Raw genomic sequence first — 15,404 nt, forward strand, 5'->3', positions numbered from 1 at the left:
GGGACGCTCTGCGTCCCCAAGCGGGACGCGGAGCGTCACAAGAGGCATTCCCACGCGGAGCGTGGGAACGATCGGCTTCAGGCGACCTTGGTCAAATCATTATCCCGCGTCTCTTTCAGGCACAGCACAGCGATCAAGCTGAGCAACGCTGCCGCCGACACATACCCGCCGACATAACTCAGCCCGCCCATCGCCACCAGCTTGGTCGCGAAAAATGGTGCCGCCGACGCACCGACAATTCCCCCCAGGTTATACGCCGCCGAAGCGCCGGTATAACGCACGCGCGTCGGGAACAGTTCCGGCAGCAAGGCGCCCATCGGCGCGAAGGTCACGCCCATCAGGAACAGCTCCAGCGCCAGGAACAACGCCACCGCCCAGGTCGAACCGTGGGTCAGCAGTGGTTCCATGGTGAAGCCCGACAGAATCGCCAGCACGGCACCGACAATCAGCACCGGCTTGCGCCCGTAGCGGTCACTGGCCAAGGCTGCCAAGGGCGTGGCCAGGCCCATGAACAGCACGGCGAAGCACAGCAAGCCCAGGAACGTTTCGCGGCTGTAGCCCAGGGTGGAAACGCCGTAGCTCAGGGAAAACGCAGTGGTGATGTAGAACAGTGCATAACACACCACCATCGACGCCGCGCCCAGCAGTACCGGCAACCAATGCTGGCTGAACAGTTCCACCAACGGCACTTTTACCGGTGCTTCCTTGGCCACGGCGTTGGCGAACACCGGGGTTTCATGCAGTTTCAACCGCGCATACAGGCCGACCATCACCAACGCTGCGCTGAGGATGAACGGAATGCGCCAGCCCCAGCTGCGGAATTGCTCGTCGTTCAGGCTCATGGCCAGGATCAGGAACAAGCCGTTGGCGGCCAGAAAACCAATCGACGGGCCGAGTTGCGGGAACATGCCGAACCAGGCGCGCTTGCCCTTTGGGGCGTTCTCGGTCGCCAGCAATGCCGCGCCACCCCATTCCCCGCCAAGCCCGAGGCCCTGGCCGAAACGCAGCACACATAACAGAATCGGGGCCCAGGCGCCGATGCTGTCGTAGCCCGGCAGCAAGCCGATCAGTGTGGTGCACACACCCATCAGCAGCAACGAGGCGACCAGGGTTGACTTGCGCCCGATACGGTCACCGAAATGGCCGAACAGCGCGGAGCCCAATGGACGGGCGATGAAGGCGATGCCGAAGGTCAGGAACGACGCCAGCATCTGCGCGGTGCCGGACGTCTGCGGGAAGAACACCGGGCCGATCACCAGCGCGGCCGCAGTGGCGTAGATGTAGAAATCGTAGAACTCGATGGCGGTGCCGACGATGCTCGCGGTCGCGACCCGTGCGGTCGAGTTGAGCGGGGCGGCGGTTGCCGCCTCGTTGTAGGTGGTGCTCATGGCAGTATCCCTGACGGTCATTGCGCGTTTGGACGCGGATTATTATTGGTCGAACACCCAAGGATCAGGGGTGTAGGCGGGGCGGCTCGGGATGGGAGCAAACACCGGTCAGACACGGTAAAGCGGTGCCTGGACGCGCTGAGTGCGGGTAGCACGCGGTCGGGCGGGGCTTGGGTAAGCCGCCCGATTATAGGAAGGGGTTTGAACAGACAACAAGGGGCTCGATCACGATCTATCAAACGCTGCAAATCAACGGTGCCAAGCGCTTATGCGGCGACCGGCACCCGGCTGGTGTGCCAGATCAGCACCTTGCTGACGCGGTTGTCCTCGGTTTCGAGGATTTCCAGGCGATAGCGGCCGATTTTCAGGCACACCGCGCAATCTGGAATGGTCTCCAGCGCTTCGGTGACCAGGCCGTTGAGGGTCTTGGGGCCGTCGCTGGGCAGGTGCCAGCCCAGGCTCTTGTTCAGTTCGCGGATCGAGGCAGCGCCGTCGATGATGAAACGGCCATCGGGTTGCGCGTCGACATGCGGGTTATCCACCGCCTGATCGCTTTCGAATTCGCCGACGATTTCTTCAAGAATGTCTTCCAGGGTGACAATACCCAGCACTTCGCCGTATTCGTCCACCACCATGCCCAGGCGTCGTTGCTGCTTGTGGAAGTTCAGCAACTGCAGTTGCAGCGGGGTGCTTTCCGGGACGAAGTAGGGTTCGTGGCACGCGGCGAGCAAGGCATCTTTGGTCAGGCTGGCATCAGGCAGCAGGTGTTGGATCTGCCGGGTGTTGAGCACCGCTTCGACTTGGTTGATGTCACTGTGGAAGACCGGCAGGCGCGTGCGCTGGGAGGTACGCAATTGCTCGATGATTTCTTCAACCGGATCGTCCAGGTTGATGCCGTCCACTTCGCTGCGCGGTACCAGGATGTCGTTGACCGTGATGTTGTCCAGAGCGTGAATGCCGGGCATGCCGTGGCTGCGGCTTTGATCGGCCTCGGGCTCCGGTTCATCATCGTGGTCGGGCAGCGGCTCGTCGCTTTTTTTCACCACGCCGGTTTTGCGTGCGAAAGGGCGCAGTAGCAGCAGGCTGATGCCATTGAGCAGCCACGCCAGCGGATAAAGCAATTTCAGCGGCACGCCCAGCAATGTGTTGCCAAAGCCCAGTACGGCCTGGGGATGGCGAACTGCGAGGGCGCGGGGCAGGTAGTCGGCGAGCACCAGCAGAATCGCACAAGAGATCAGCCAGCCGAGCCACGGGCCGTTCTGCGCCCAGGCATAGATCGCCAGCAAGGTGCAGAGGATAACCACCGCAGCGCGACACAAGCTGTTGCACAGGATCAGGCTGTTACGCGGGAAGTTCAGGCGGGCGGCCGCCTTGTCACCCTGGCGTGTACCAGGGCGCAGTGCCAGCAGGTGTTGTTGTGCGGCTTCGATGGCGGTAAACAGCGCCGCCCATAACACCAGCAAGGTGATTACCGCGAGCATCGGCCCAAGGGGCAAGTTGTCCATGATCGCTGCCCGTCAGATATGCAGGATGTATTCGCGAACCAGCTTGCTGCCGAAATAGGCCAGCATCAGCAGGCAGAAACCGGCCAGGGTCCAGCGGATCGCTTTGTGCCCACGCCAGCCGAGACGGTTGCGACCCCACAGCAAGACGCTGAACACGACCCAGGCCAGGCACGCCAGCAGGGTTTTGTGCACCAGGTGCTGGGCGAACAGGTTTTCGACGAACAGCCAGCCGGAAATCAGCGACAGCGACAGCAGTGTCCAGCCGGCCCACAGGAAACCGAACAGCAGGCTTTCCATGGTTTGCAGTGGCGGGAAGTTCTTGATCAGCCCGGACGGGTGCTTGTTTTTGAGCTGGTGGTCCTGCAGCAGCACGAGCAACGCCTGGAACACGGCGATGGTGAACATGCCGTAGGCGAGAATCGACAACAGAATGTGGGCGAGGATGCCCGGTTCCTCGTCAATGACCTGCACGGTGCCGGTCGGGGCAAATTGCGCCAGCAGCACCGTCAGTATGCCGAGGGGGAATAGCAGTACCAGCAGGTTCTCGACGGGGATTCGATAGCAGGCCATCAACGTCAGCGCGATGACGGCGGCGGCGATCAGGCTGGCAGCGCTGAAAAAGTCCAGGCCCAGGCCGACCGGCGTCATCAGATGCGTGAACAGGCTCGCGGCATGGGCCAGCAGGGCGATGACGCCAACGCCCACCAGCAGGCGTTTGTCCGCTTTTGTGCCCTGGGCCAGACGAGTGCCCTGATAGAGAGTCGCAGCGGCATACAAAAGGGCGGCGGCGAGGCTGGGTAGCAAACTGGGTGACAAGGGGACCATAAATCCTGATAGACAAGCCCGAAAGGCGCTGAGTTTGGCACACACCTGCGCTGCACGAAAGACTCCCGGGCCAGACAGCGGGTGTGCACAGGCGCAGTCTTCGCTATAATCCGCGACCTGCCCACGCCGCAGGCTCGCTGAGCGCTGTTTTTAATAGCGATTTACCACAGCCTGGGCCGCCATTACCTCGGTCACCACTGCATTTCGATGAATAGGGCCTGAAAGGATCGCGCATGTTTGAAAACTTGACTGACCGTCTCTCGCAGACGCTGCGCCATGTCACCGGCAAGGCCAAGCTGACCGAGGACAATATTAAAGACACCCTGCGTGAAGTACGCATGGCGTTGCTGGAAGCCGACGTGGCCTTGCCTGTGGTCAAGGACTTCGTCAACTCGGTCAAAGAGCGCGCCGTGGGCACCGAAGTGTCCCGCAGCCTGACGCCGGGCCAGGCTTTTGTGAAGATCGTCCAGGCCGAACTCGAAAGCCTGATGGGCGCGGCCAACGAAGATTTGAACCTCAGCGCCGTACCGCCAGCCGTTGTGCTGATGGCCGGTCTGCAAGGTGCGGGTAAAACCACCACCGCCGGCAAGCTGGCGCGCTTCCTTAAAGAGCGCAAGAAGAAGTCGGTGATGGTGGTGTCGGCCGACGTGTACCGTCCGGCGGCCATCAAGCAGCTCGAAATGCTTGCCGGTGAAGTGGGGGTGACCTTCTTCCCGTCCGACCTGAGCCAGAAGCCGGTCGACATTGCCAACGCGGCTATTAAAGAAGCCAAGCTCAAATTCATCGACGTGGTTATCGTCGATACCGCCGGTCGCCTGCACATCGACGAAGAGATGATGGGCGAGATCAAGGCGCTGCATGCCGCGATCAACCCGGTCGAAACGCTGTTCGTGGTCGACGCCATGACCGGCCAGGATGCGGCCAACACCGCCAAGGCCTTCGGCGACGCACTGCCGCTGACCGGCGTGATCCTGACCAAGGTCGACGGTGACGCCCGTGGCGGTGCCGCGCTGTCGGTACGTGCCATCACCGGCAAGCCGATCAAGTTCATCGGTATGGGCGAGAAGAGCGACGCGCTCGAGCCGTTCCACCCAGAGCGGATCGCCTCGCGTATCCTCGGCATGGGTGACGTGCTCAGCCTGATCGAACAGGCCGAAGCCACCCTTGACAAAGACAAGGCCGACAAGCTGGCCAAAAAGCTGAAGAAGGGCAAGGGCTTCGACCTCGAAGACTTCCGCGATCAGCTGCAACAGATGAAAAACATGGGCGGCCTCGGCGGCCTGATGGACAAGCTGCCGAACATCGGCGGTGTGAACCTGGCGCAAATGGGCAATGCCCAGGGCGCGGCAGAGAAGCAATTCAAGCAGATGGAAGCCATCATCAACTCCATGACCCCGGCCGAGCGCCGCGACCCTGAACTGATCAGTGGTTCGCGCAAACGTCGGATCGCCATGGGTTCCGGCACCCAGGTGCAGGACATCGGTCGCTTGATCAAGCAGCACAAGCAGATGCAGAAGATGATGAAGAAATTCTCCGCCAAAGGCGGAATGGCCAAGATGATGCGCGGCATGGGCGGTATGTTGCCCGGCGGTGGCATGCCCAAAATGTAAAGTATTCGAGCGCAAGCATGCTTGCGCTCCGACCCACAGGGATGTGGGATCTCCAGCAAACCCGCGGTTAGCGGGAGCTGACTCGCCGTTTTAACCGACGGCTCTATAGCAGATCTGAGTGGCACGCTGATAGGCGCCAGAAAAAGACATTTGCAAAAGTCCGGATATTCCTTAGAATATGCGGCCTTTCGGGCACCTATGCCCGCTGTGCATTTAGATTTGCAGCACCGACTACAGGAACGATGTTCACATGCTAACAATCCGTCTTGCCCTTGGCGGCTCCAAAAAGCGCCCGTTTTACCACTTGACCGTAACCGACAGCCGCAACCCGCGTGACGGTTCGCACAAGGAACAGGTTGGTTTCTTCAACCCTGTTGCTCGTGGTCAAGAAGTTCGTCTGTCCGTGAACCAAGAGCGCGTAGCCTACTGGCTGAGCGTTGGCGCACAGCCATCCGAGCGCGTTGCAAAACTGTTGAAGGACTCGGCTAAGGCCGCAGCCTGAGCAATATGAACGCGACGCCAGCTGTTGCTGATGATTTGATCGTTATCGGCAAGATTTACTCTGTTCATGGCGTTCGCGGCGAAGTGAAGGTGTATTCCTTTACTGATCCGACTGAAAACCTGTTGCAGTACAAAACCTGGACGCTCAAGCGCGAAGGGAGTGTGAAACAGGTCGAGCTGGTCAGTGGACGCGGGAGCGATAAGTTCCTGGTCGCAAAGCTCAAGGGTCTTGATGATCGTGAAGAAGCTCGTCTTCTGGCCGGTTATGAGATCTGCGTGCCGCGTAACCTGTTCCCTGAATTGACCGACGGCGAGTACTACTGGTACCAGCTGGAAGGTCTGAAGGTTATTGATCAACTGGGGCAATTGCTCGGGAAAATCGATCATCTTCTGGAAACCGGCGCCAATGATGTAATGGTGGTCAAGCCTTGCGCTGGCAGCCTGGATGATCGCGAACGCCTGTTGCCGTATACCGAGCAATGTGTGTTGGCCGTCGACCTGGCAGCGGGCGAGATGAAGGTGGAATGGGACGCGGACTTCTAAGCGTGGCTAATTTGCGCATTGAAGTGATCAGTTTGTTTCCCGAGATGTTTTCCGCCATCAGCGAGTACGGCATCACCAGTCGGGCGGTGAAACAGGGGCTCTTGCAGCTTACCTGTTGGAACCCGCGAGACTACACGACGGATCGACATCACACTGTGGACGATCGCCCATTTGGCGGTGGCCCGGGCATGGTGATGAAGATCAAGCCCCTGGAAGACGCGTTGGCTCAGGCCAAGGCCGCTGCCGGGGAGAGGGCGAAGGTGATTTACCTGTCTCCTCAAGGCCGTCAGCTGAAACAGGCTGGGGTTCGCGAACTGGCGAATGAGGAAGCATTAATCCTGATTGCCGGTCGCTATGAAGGCATTGACGAGCGGTTTATTGACGCTTATGTCGATGAAGAGTGGTCGATTGGGGACTATGTCCTGTCTGGCGGCGAGCTGCCGGCGATGGTCCTGATAGATGCGGTTACACGACTGCTGCCTGGAGCTTTAGGGCATGCGGACTCCGCGGAGGAAGATTCCTTCACGGATGGTTTGCTGGATTGCCCGCACTACACCCGACCGGAGGTGTATGCGGATCAGCGTGTTCCCGACGTATTGCTAAGTGGCAATCACGCACACATCCGGCGTTGGCGTTTACAGCAGTCCCTTGGTCGGACCTATGAACGACGCGCCGATCTTCTGGAAAGCCGCTCGCTTTCTGGAGAAGAGAAGAAGCTGCTCGAGGAATACATCCTCGCGCGGGACGATAGTTAACAACGTATCGATGGTAGGTCCGACGACTTACCTTAGGAGCACAGCATGACTAACAAAATCATCCTTGCACTCGAAGCAGAGCAGATGACCAAAGAGATCCCTACCTTTGCCCCGGGCGACACCATTGTCGTTCAGGTGAAAGTGAAGGAAGGCGACCGTTCGCGTCTGCAAGCGTTCGAAGGCGTGGTAATCGCCAAGCGTAACCGTGGTGTGAACAGTGCTTTCACTGTTCGTAAAATCTCCAACGGTGTTGGCGTAGAGCGTACTTTCCAGACCTACAGCCCGCAAATCGACAGCATGGCCGTTAAGCGTCGCGGTGACGTACGTAAAGCCAAGCTGTACTACCTGCGTGACCTGTCCGGTAAAGCAGCTCGCATCAAGGAAAAACTGGCTTAAGTCCAGCTTCCCGATGCAGAAAAAAGCAGCCTACGGGCTGCTTTTTTGTGCCTGAAATTTGTCAATTTGCCGGTATTTCCCCATGACCACCCGCCTCGAAGAAATCCAGCGTCGCACCGACCTGTCCGTGACCCACGTGACCAAGGCCGTGTTCCCGCCGACCACCAACCACCACAACACCCTGTTCGGCGGCACAGCGCTGGCGTGGATGGATGAAGTGTCGTTCATCACCGCCACGCGTTTTTGCCGCTTGCCGCTGGTGACGGTTTCCACTGATCGAATCGATTTCAATCATGCGATTCCAGCCGGCTCCATCGTTGAACTGATCGGTCGCGTAATCAAAGTGGGTAACACCAGCCTCAAGGTCGAAGTCGAAGTGTTCGTCGAGAGCATGAGTGCCGATGGCCGCGAAAAGGCGATCCAGGGCGTGTTCAGTTTCGTGGCAATTGATGCTGACAAACGCCCTGTGCCGGTCTTACCGGGTTTTGCCGACTGACTTATTCGGCTGTGTTGTTTTCTGGTTGAATCATGGCCAGCAAGGTCCAGCCAGCGACGGGCTTCAAGCTGCTGTCCGGGGTCACCACGTGTACCCAGCCGCCGGTATCGCGGGCAAACAGCAGCGTCGCGCGGTCGCCATGGAGCGCCTGGTACTGTTCCCAGCTGAAGCCTTCTGTCAGGTTGGTGCTATACAGCTCTGCGCCTTGGCCCAGCAGGCTGGCAAGTTTGGTGTAACTCAGGGGTTGGCTGCCCAGCAAATGGCCACGGTGCTCGTGGCTGGCCCGGTGTTTATCGGTGCGACGGCTTTCCTGGCTGCTGGCCAGGGCGAACAGACGATGCCCAAAATCGTGGCGAAAACGCATGGCGGCCAGGGTGTTCAGTTCGCCTGAAGGTGAGAGCGCCAGCAAATGCCCGAGGCCGACCAGATCCAGATGCGATTCGGCATGTTGTGATGCCGGGTTGCCGAAGTAGGTGGGTAGCCCTTCCATTCGGCTGGCGCGGATGTTTTCCCAGCTGGAGTCGGTCAGCAGCACACGGCTGCCCAGTTGTTGCAAGGCTTTGCCCAGGATCCGCGCCGGGCCGTTCGCGCCGACGATCAGGAAGCCGCTGGGCGCAGGCTCGGCGACTTTCAGCAGGCGTGCCAACGGGCGGGCAGTGGCGCTTTGCAGGACGACGGTGCCGATAATCACGGCGAATGTCAGCGGCACCAGTAACAGTGCGCCTTCATGACCGGCCTCATCCAGGCGAATGGCGAAAATCGCCGACACGGCTGCCGCCACGATCCCGCGTGGTGCAATCCAAGACAGCAGGGCACGTTCACGCCAGTTCAGGCCGGACCCGAAGGTCGAAAGGGCGACGTTCAAAGGTCGCGCAATAAACTGAATGATCAGTAACAGGATCAGTACGAACGGCCCCAAGGCAATCAGGGCGTTCAGGTCCAGGCGCGCGGCCAGCAGAATGAATAACCCGGAAATCAGCAGTACGCTGAGATTTTCCTTGAAGTGCAGGATGTGACGTACGTCAACGCCCTTCATATTGGCCATCCACATGCCCATCAGCGTCACGGCCAGCAGGCCGGACTCATGCATCACCTCGTTGGAGGCGATAAAGATTCCCAGAACGCCAGCCAGCGTAGCCAGGTTATGCAGGTATTCCGGCAGCCATTGCTGGCGCATGATCTGCCCCAACACCCAACCACCCGCGACTCCGAACAGGCTGCCGCACAGGATCACGCCGCCAAAGGTCAGCAGGCTGTGACTCAAACCGTCGCCTGACGCGCGAGCGATGATAAAGCTGTAAACCACCACGGCGAGCAGCGCACCAATCGGGTCAATGACAATGCCTTCCCAGCGTAAGATATTGGCGATCGAGGCTTTTGGCCGCACGACACGTAACATGGGCACAATCACGGTAGGCCCGGTCACCAGAGTCAAGGTGCCGAAAAGCAGCGCGAGCATCCAGTCAAAACCCAGCAGCCAGTGGGTAGCCAGGGTAATGACGGCCCATGTCGACAGGGCGCCGACCGTGACAAGGCGATGCACGACGCTGCCGATCTCCTTCCATTCCGACAGGTGCAGCGTGAGGCTGCCTTCAAACAGGATCAGTGCCACGGCCAGGGATACCAATGGCATCAGCAACGGACCGAACATTTCCTGAGGGTTCAGCCAGCCCAGCACCGGCCCTGCCAGGATTCCGCTGACCAACAGAAAAAGAATGGCGGGAAGTTTCAGGCGCCATGCGAGCCATTGGCAGGCCAACGCGGCCACGCCAATGCCACCAAACGCCAGCAGAATCTGTTGTTCGCTCATTGAAGCTCCCTGTTCCTTGAAATAGCGGGCTATGAAAGACTAGTGGCCGTTGTCACAGTTCACTAAATAATTTGCGCAAAGCCCTGTGCTGCGCTGCTTGAGTGCCCATGCCCGCCATTGACCATCCCCTGATCGACCGTTTCCTCGACGCCCTGTGGCTGGAAAAAGGCCTGTCGGACAACACCCGCCAGGCTTATCGCAGTGATTTGGCCCTGTTCAACGGCTGGTTGCAGGAGAAAAACCTCGAGCTGATCAATGCTGGACGTGAGTTGATCCTCGATCACCTGGCCTGGCGGTTGGAGCAGAACTACAAACCCCGTTCCACTGCGCGATTTCTATCGGGCGTGCGTGGCTTTTATCGCCACCTGCTGCGGGAAAAGCTGATTGCGGTCGACCCGACCCTGCAAATCGATATGCCGCAACTCGGCAGGCCATTGCCCAAATCCCTGTCGGAAGCTGACGTCGATGCCTTGCTTGCTGCGCCCGACCTGAGTGAAGCCATCGGCCAGCGTGACCGCGCCATGCTCGAAGTGCTCTACGCCTGTGGCCTGCGAGTGACTGAGCTGATCAGCCTGACCCTGGAGCAAGTCAATTTGCGTCAGGGCGTGCTGCGCGTCATGGGCAAAGGCAGCAAGGAGCGACTGGTGCCGATGGGCGAGGAGGCGATTGTGTGGGTTGAGCGCTATATGCGTGATGCCCGTGGCGAATTGCTCGGCGGGCGGCCCAGCGACGTGCTGTTTCCCAGCCTGCGCGGCGAGCAGATGACCCGTCAGACCTTCTGGCACCGTATCAAGCACCAGGCCAAAGTGGCCGGAATCGGCAAGACACTTTCGCCACATACGTTGCGCCATGCGTTTGCCACCCATTTGCTCAACCACGGTGCGGATTTGCGCGTGGTGCAAATGCTGCTGGGGCACAGTGATTTATCCACCACCCAGATTTACACCCACGTCGCGCGCGCACGTCTGCAGGAGATGCACGCCAAGCATCACCCTCGCGGATAAAATTACGTCGGAAAAGGCCCAATTTACCTGCCGCAGTCTGCCCCCCGGCCCAACTGTGGTAGGCTTTGCCGGTTCGCAAAGGGGACGGCGCCCAGGCTCGTATTGACAGCCCCGTGTTTCCAGATCGGTGTTCATGCGCCCGTCCCTGCATCTGCCTTCAGGAGTTCCCATGCGCTTGACCCAGATTATTGCCGCCGCAGCCATTGCGTTGGTTTCCACCTTTGTTGTCGCCGATGACGCTGCCGAGCAGACTATTCGCAAGAGCTTGGCCAACCTGCAACTCGATACGCCGATTGAAAGCATCAGTGCCAGCCCGATGGCCGGGCTGTATGAGGTCAAGCTCAAAGGCAGCCGTGTGCTGTACGCCAGTGCCGATGGCCAGTACATCGTCCAGGGCTACCTGTTCCAGTTGAAAGACGGCAAGCCGGTCAACCTGACCGAGAAAGCCGAACGCCTGGGCGTGTCCAAGTTGATCAACGGTATTCCAGTGGCTGAAACCGTGGTTTACCCAGCCATCGGCGAGACCAAGACTCATATCACGGTGTTCACCGATACCACCTGCCCGTACTGCCACAAGCTGCACGCCGAAGTGCCTGCGCTGAACAAAATGGGGATCGAAGTGCGCTACGTCGCGTTCCCGCGCCAGGGCCTGGGCTCGCCGGGTGACGAACAGCTGCAAGCCGTATGGTGCTCGGCCGACAAGAAAGCGGCCATGGACAAAATGGTCGATGGCAAGGAAATCAAATCGGCCAAATGCGCCAACCCGGTTTCCAAGCAGTTCGCCCTGGGCCAGTCGATTGGTGTGAACGGTACACCGGCCATCGTTTTGGCTGATGGCCAGGTCATTCCGGGCTACCAGCCTGCGCCACAAGTTGCCAAACTGGCACTGGGTGCGAAGTAAGCAGTCATCGTCGAGCCTTTGACGATCATGCCCCGTCGAACAGTCGACGGGGCATTAATTGAGAGCCGCAGTTGTGCGGCTGTTTACCACGGCCGACCTTGAGTCGGCCGTTTCATGGGGAGTTCTTCAGTGAAACCGGTCAAAGTAGGCATCTGTGGGTTAGGGACCGTCGGTGGCGGCACCTTGAACGTACTTCAGCGTAATGCTGAAGAAATTTCCCGCCGTGCAGGGCGTGGAATTGAAGTGGCGCAAATTGCCACGCGTACGCCAAAGCCTCAGTTCCAAACGACCGGTATTGCGATTACCAACGATGTCTTCGCTGTGGCCACCAACCCTGAAATCGATATCGTCATCGAGCTGGTTGGCGGTTACACCGTAGCCCGCGAGCTGGTGCTCAAGGCCATCGAGAACGGCAAGCACGTGGTCACCGCCAACAAGGCGCTGATCGCCGTGCACGGTAACGAGATCTTCGCCAAGGCGCGTGAGAAGGGCGTGATTGTTGCGTTCGAAGCGGCTGTGGCCGGTGGCATCCCGGTGATCAAGGCGATCCGTGAAGGCCTGTCCGCCAACCGTATCAACTGGGTGGCCGGCATCATCAACGGCACCGGCAACTTCATCCTCACCGAAATGCGCGAGAAGGGCCGTACCTTCGAAGACGTGTTGGCCGAAGCCCAGGCGCTGGGTTACGCCGAAGCCGACCCGACGTTTGACGTGGAAGGCATCGACGCGGCGCACAAGCTGACCATCCTGGCCTCCATCGCCTTTGGTATTCCGCTGCAGTTCGACAAGGCCTACACCGAAGGCATCACCCAGCTGACCACTGCCGACGTGAACTACGCCGAAGCCCTCGGCTACCGCATCAAGCACCTCGGTGTGGCGCGTAGCACTCCGGCCGGTATCGAGTTGCGTGTGCACCCGACGTTGATCCCGGCCGACCGCCTGATCGCCAACGTCAACGGCGTGATGAACGCCGTGATGGTCAACGGTGATGCTGCCGGCTCCACGCTGTTCTACGGCGCCGGGGCCGGTATGGAGCCAACCGCTTCGTCGGTGATCGCCGACCTGGTGGACGTGGTTCGCGCCATGACCAGCGACCCGGAAAACCGTGTGCCGCACCTGGCCTTCCAGCCGGACTCGCTGTCGGCCCACCCGATCCTGCCGATTGAAGCCTGCGAGAGCGCCTACTACCTGCGCATCCAGGCTCAGGATCATCCAGGCGTGTTGGCCCAGGTTGCCAGCATCCTGTCGGAGCGCGGCATCAATATCGAGTCGATTATGCAGAAGGAAGTCGAGGAGCAAAACGGCCAGGTGCCGATGATCCTGTTGACCCACCGTGTGCTCGAACAACGCATGAACGATGCCATCGCCGCCCTCGAAGCCCTGCAAGGCGTGGTGGGCCCGGTGGTGCGGATTCGCGTCGAACACTTGAACTAACCGATTTGATCCAGGGGCCCCGTGTGTTCGGCGGCCTCTGTTCGAGAATGTTTTAGAGGAGCCAGTCATGCGTTATATCAGCACCCGCGGCCAGGCACCGGCCCTGAATTTCGAAGACGTTTTGCTGGCAGGCCTTGCCACTGACGGCGGCCTGTACGTGCCGGAAAACCTGCCACGTTTTACTCAGGAAGAAATCGCCTCCTGGGCGGGCCTGCCGTACCACGAGCTGGCGTTCCGGGTGATGCGCCCGTTCGTCACCGGCAGCATTCCGGATGCGGATTTCAAAAAGATTCTGGAAGAGACGTACGGGGTGTTTTCCCACAGCGCCATTGCGCCTCTGCGTCAGTTGAACGGCAACGAATGGGTGCTGGAGCTGTTCCACGGCCCGACCCTGGCGTTCAAGGACTTCGCCCTGCAATTGCTGGGTCGCCTGCTCGATTACGTGCTGGAAAAACGTGGCGAGCGTGTGGTGATCATCGGTGCTACGTCCGGTGATACCGGTTCGGCCGCCATCGAAGGTTGCAAGCACTGCGAAAACGTCGACATCTTCATCCTGCACCCGCACAAGCGCGTGTCGGAAGTGCAGCGTCGCCAGATGACGACCATTTTCGGTGAAAACATCCACAACATCGCCATCGAAGGCAACTTCGATGACTGCCAGGAAATGGTCAAGAACAGCTTCGCTGACCAGAGCTTCCTCAAAGGTACGCGCCTGGTGGCGGTGAACTCGATCAACTGGGCACGGATCATGGCCCAGATCGTTTACTACTTCCACGCGTCCCTGCAGTTGGGCGGCCCGGCGCGCTCGGTGTCGTTCTCGGTGCCGACCGGCAACTTCGGCGACATCTTTGCCGGTTACCTGGCGCGCAACATGGGCCTGCCGATCAACCAGTTGATCGTCGCCACCAACCGCAACGACATCCTGCACCGCTTCATGAGCGGCAACCAGTACGTCAAGGAAACCCTGCACGCGACACTGTCGCCGTCCATGGACATCATGGTGTCGTCGAACTTCGAACGCCTGCTGTTCGACATGCACGGTCGCAATGGCGCAGCCCTTGCCGAGCTGATGAACAGCTTCAAGCAAGGTGGCGGTTTCAGCGTCGAGCAAGAACGCTGGACCGAAACCCGCAAGCTGTTCGACTCCCTGGCCGTGGACGATGCACAGACCTGTGAAACCATCGCTGAGGTCTACGCCCAGACCGGCGAACTGCTCGACCCACACACCGCCATCGGTGTGAAGGCCGCACGCGAATGCCGTCGCAGCCTGGACATCCCAATGGTGATTCTGGGCACTGCTCACCCGGTCAAATTCCCGGAAGCGGTGGAGAAGGCCGGTGTTGGCAAAGCGCTGGAGTTGCCAGAGCATCTGGCTGACCTGTTCGAGCGTGAAGAGCGCTGCACGGTGTTGCCGAACGATCTGAAAGCCATGCAGGCGTTTGTCAGCCAGCACGGCAACCGCGGTAAGCCGCTCTGATCCACAGGGTGCTGCGCGGTAGGTCAAGCCCGTCTTCGTGACGGGCTTTTTCATTCTGGCGAGCCCACGTGCGCGGGCGCTCAACCGACACATTCAAGGGCATTCAATCGCTGCGCTACCTAGGCACCAGTGCCGATGACCTGAGCCTGGTTGGCGCACGACCAGCACGGCGCGCCGTGGCTGTTCAAACCGGGCCTGCAAGGCAGGCTCCGAGGATATTCCAGAGGGGCCAGCCTGTGGGTGGGTGTTTTCTCTCTGTCATCTTTGCCGTGCATGCTCGCTTGACTCGTGCAGGAGGCGACACAAAAGGTCGAACTTTCTGCTTTGAGCACGGGTCACTTGAATGTCAGCACCTTAATGACATTTTTGTTTTTCGAACCTTATTCGAATGATTGAGTGGTGATCGAGATGGAAAGTATCAGCCTATTGCTCGAAGAAGCACTGAGCCCTTATCAGGTTACATTGACCACCTCGGGCCTTCAGGGCGAGTGTCTGGTGACCGTGAAGAACCCTGCTGGCGCTATTGTCGTCGAGCGTGAAGTTGATCGGGCGCAATTGACTGATAAGCGTGCACTGGTGGATGTGGTGGATTGTTTACTACGCGATCTGAAAATCGCTGAAGGGCGGTTGGAACCCTCGGTTATTGCAGCATTGCGCAATGCAGCCCAAACCCGTGGCGGCGCCCTCGCATGAAGAATTGTTTAATGATGGAAACTTCCTACGGCATGCCCGGTCAGATTTCATAACAGCAAGAGCAAA

At 59.5% G+C, this 15,404-nt stretch carries 15 protein-coding genes; 11 read left to right on the forward strand and 4 right to left on the reverse strand.

Features of this window, described 5'->3' with window-relative positions; genetic code table 11:
* Positions 1-77: 77 nt before the first annotated feature.
* The 3 genes from JFT85_RS21420 to JFT85_RS21430 form a co-directional block, all read right to left on the reverse strand.
* Positions 78-1,388: an MFS transporter gene (locus tag JFT85_RS21420; RefSeq protein ID WP_078827257.1), complete on the reverse strand. Its 1,311-nt coding sequence runs from the start codon at positions 1,386-1,388 to the stop codon at positions 78-80.
* 266 nt (positions 1,389-1,654) lie between these two features.
* Positions 1,655-2,893, reverse strand: coding sequence for a transporter associated domain-containing protein (locus tag JFT85_RS21425; RefSeq protein WP_073638186.1), 1,239 nt, complete (start codon positions 2,891-2,893; stop codon positions 1,655-1,657).
* A 12-nt stretch (positions 2,894-2,905) separates the two neighbouring features.
* Positions 2,906-3,718, reverse strand: coding sequence for a cytochrome C assembly family protein (locus JFT85_RS21430; protein ID WP_053257836.1), 813 nt, complete (start codon positions 3,716-3,718; stop codon positions 2,906-2,908).
* A gap of 233 nt (positions 3,719-3,951) precedes the next feature.
* Here JFT85_RS21430 and ffh point away from each other — a divergent pair, with 233 nt between their 5' ends.
* From ffh to JFT85_RS21460, 6 genes are all read left to right on the forward strand, one after another.
* On the forward strand, positions 3,952-5,328 hold the full coding sequence (gene ffh, locus JFT85_RS21435; RefSeq protein ID WP_010207982.1) for a signal recognition particle protein: 1,377 nt from the start codon (positions 3,952-3,954) through the stop codon (positions 5,326-5,328).
* Between the two features lie 250 nt (positions 5,329-5,578).
* Positions 5,579-5,830, forward strand: a complete 252-nt coding sequence (rpsP, locus tag JFT85_RS21440) for a 30S ribosomal protein S16 (RefSeq protein ID WP_003175899.1) — start codon at positions 5,579-5,581, stop codon at positions 5,828-5,830.
* Positions 5,831-5,835: 5 nt separating this feature from the next.
* Positions 5,836-6,372 carry a ribosome maturation factor RimM gene (gene rimM / locus JFT85_RS21445; RefSeq protein WP_003175898.1) on the forward strand — a complete coding sequence of 179 codons (537 nt, stop codon included), beginning with the start codon at positions 5,836-5,838 and terminating at the stop codon, positions 6,370-6,372.
* Complete coding sequence (gene trmD, locus JFT85_RS21450) at positions 6,354-7,127, forward strand: tRNA (guanosine(37)-N1)-methyltransferase TrmD (RefSeq protein WP_201230386.1); 774 nt, start codon at positions 6,354-6,356, stop codon at positions 7,125-7,127. Before rimM ends, trmD begins: the two co-directional genes overlap by 19 nt.
* A gap of 45 nt (positions 7,128-7,172) precedes the next feature.
* Positions 7,173-7,523 (forward strand): 50S ribosomal protein L19, encoded by a 351-nt coding sequence (rplS, locus tag JFT85_RS21455; RefSeq protein ID WP_003175895.1) that lies wholly within the window; start codon positions 7,173-7,175, stop codon positions 7,521-7,523.
* Positions 7,524-7,605: 82 nt separating this feature from the next.
* Positions 7,606-8,019 (forward strand): acyl-CoA thioesterase, encoded by a 414-nt coding sequence (locus JFT85_RS21460; protein WP_016977715.1) that lies wholly within the window; start codon positions 7,606-7,608, stop codon positions 8,017-8,019.
* A gap of 1 nt (position 8,020) precedes the next feature.
* On the opposite strand, the gene JFT85_RS21465 is transcribed toward JFT85_RS21460, so the two are convergent.
* A complete protein-coding gene (locus JFT85_RS21465; RefSeq protein ID WP_201230388.1) occupies positions 8,021-9,829 on the reverse strand; it encodes a cation:proton antiporter in 1,809 nt (602 codons plus the stop codon).
* Positions 9,830-9,936: 107 nt separating this feature from the next.
* On the opposite strand from JFT85_RS21465, the gene xerD reads away from it, so the two are divergent.
* From xerD to JFT85_RS21490, 5 genes are all read left to right on the forward strand, one after another.
* Positions 9,937-10,833, forward strand: a complete 897-nt coding sequence (gene xerD, locus JFT85_RS21470) for a site-specific tyrosine recombinase XerD (RefSeq protein WP_053257834.1) — start codon at positions 9,937-9,939, stop codon at positions 10,831-10,833.
* A 169-nt stretch (positions 10,834-11,002) separates the two neighbouring features.
* On the forward strand, positions 11,003-11,734 hold the full coding sequence (locus tag JFT85_RS21475; protein ID WP_053257833.1) for a thioredoxin fold domain-containing protein: 732 nt from the start codon (positions 11,003-11,005) through the stop codon (positions 11,732-11,734).
* Positions 11,735-11,863: 129 nt separating this feature from the next.
* Entirely contained in the window at positions 11,864-13,168 is a 1,305-nt protein-coding gene (locus tag JFT85_RS21480) for a homoserine dehydrogenase (RefSeq protein ID WP_053257832.1), read from the forward strand.
* Positions 13,169-13,235: 67 nt separating this feature from the next.
* Positions 13,236-14,645, forward strand: a complete 1,410-nt coding sequence (gene thrC / locus JFT85_RS21485) for a threonine synthase (RefSeq protein ID WP_053257831.1) — start codon at positions 13,236-13,238, stop codon at positions 14,643-14,645.
* Between the two features lie 408 nt (positions 14,646-15,053).
* Entirely contained in the window at positions 15,054-15,338 is a 285-nt protein-coding gene (locus JFT85_RS21490; RefSeq protein WP_053257830.1) for a DUF3509 domain-containing protein, read from the forward strand.
* The last annotated feature ends 66 nt before the right edge of the window (positions 15,339-15,404 follow it).

The organism is Pseudomonas sp. TH04 (assembly GCF_016651355.1).
In the GTDB taxonomy this organism is placed as follows: Bacteria; Pseudomonadota; Gammaproteobacteria; order Pseudomonadales; family Pseudomonadaceae; genus Aquipseudomonas; species Aquipseudomonas fluorescens.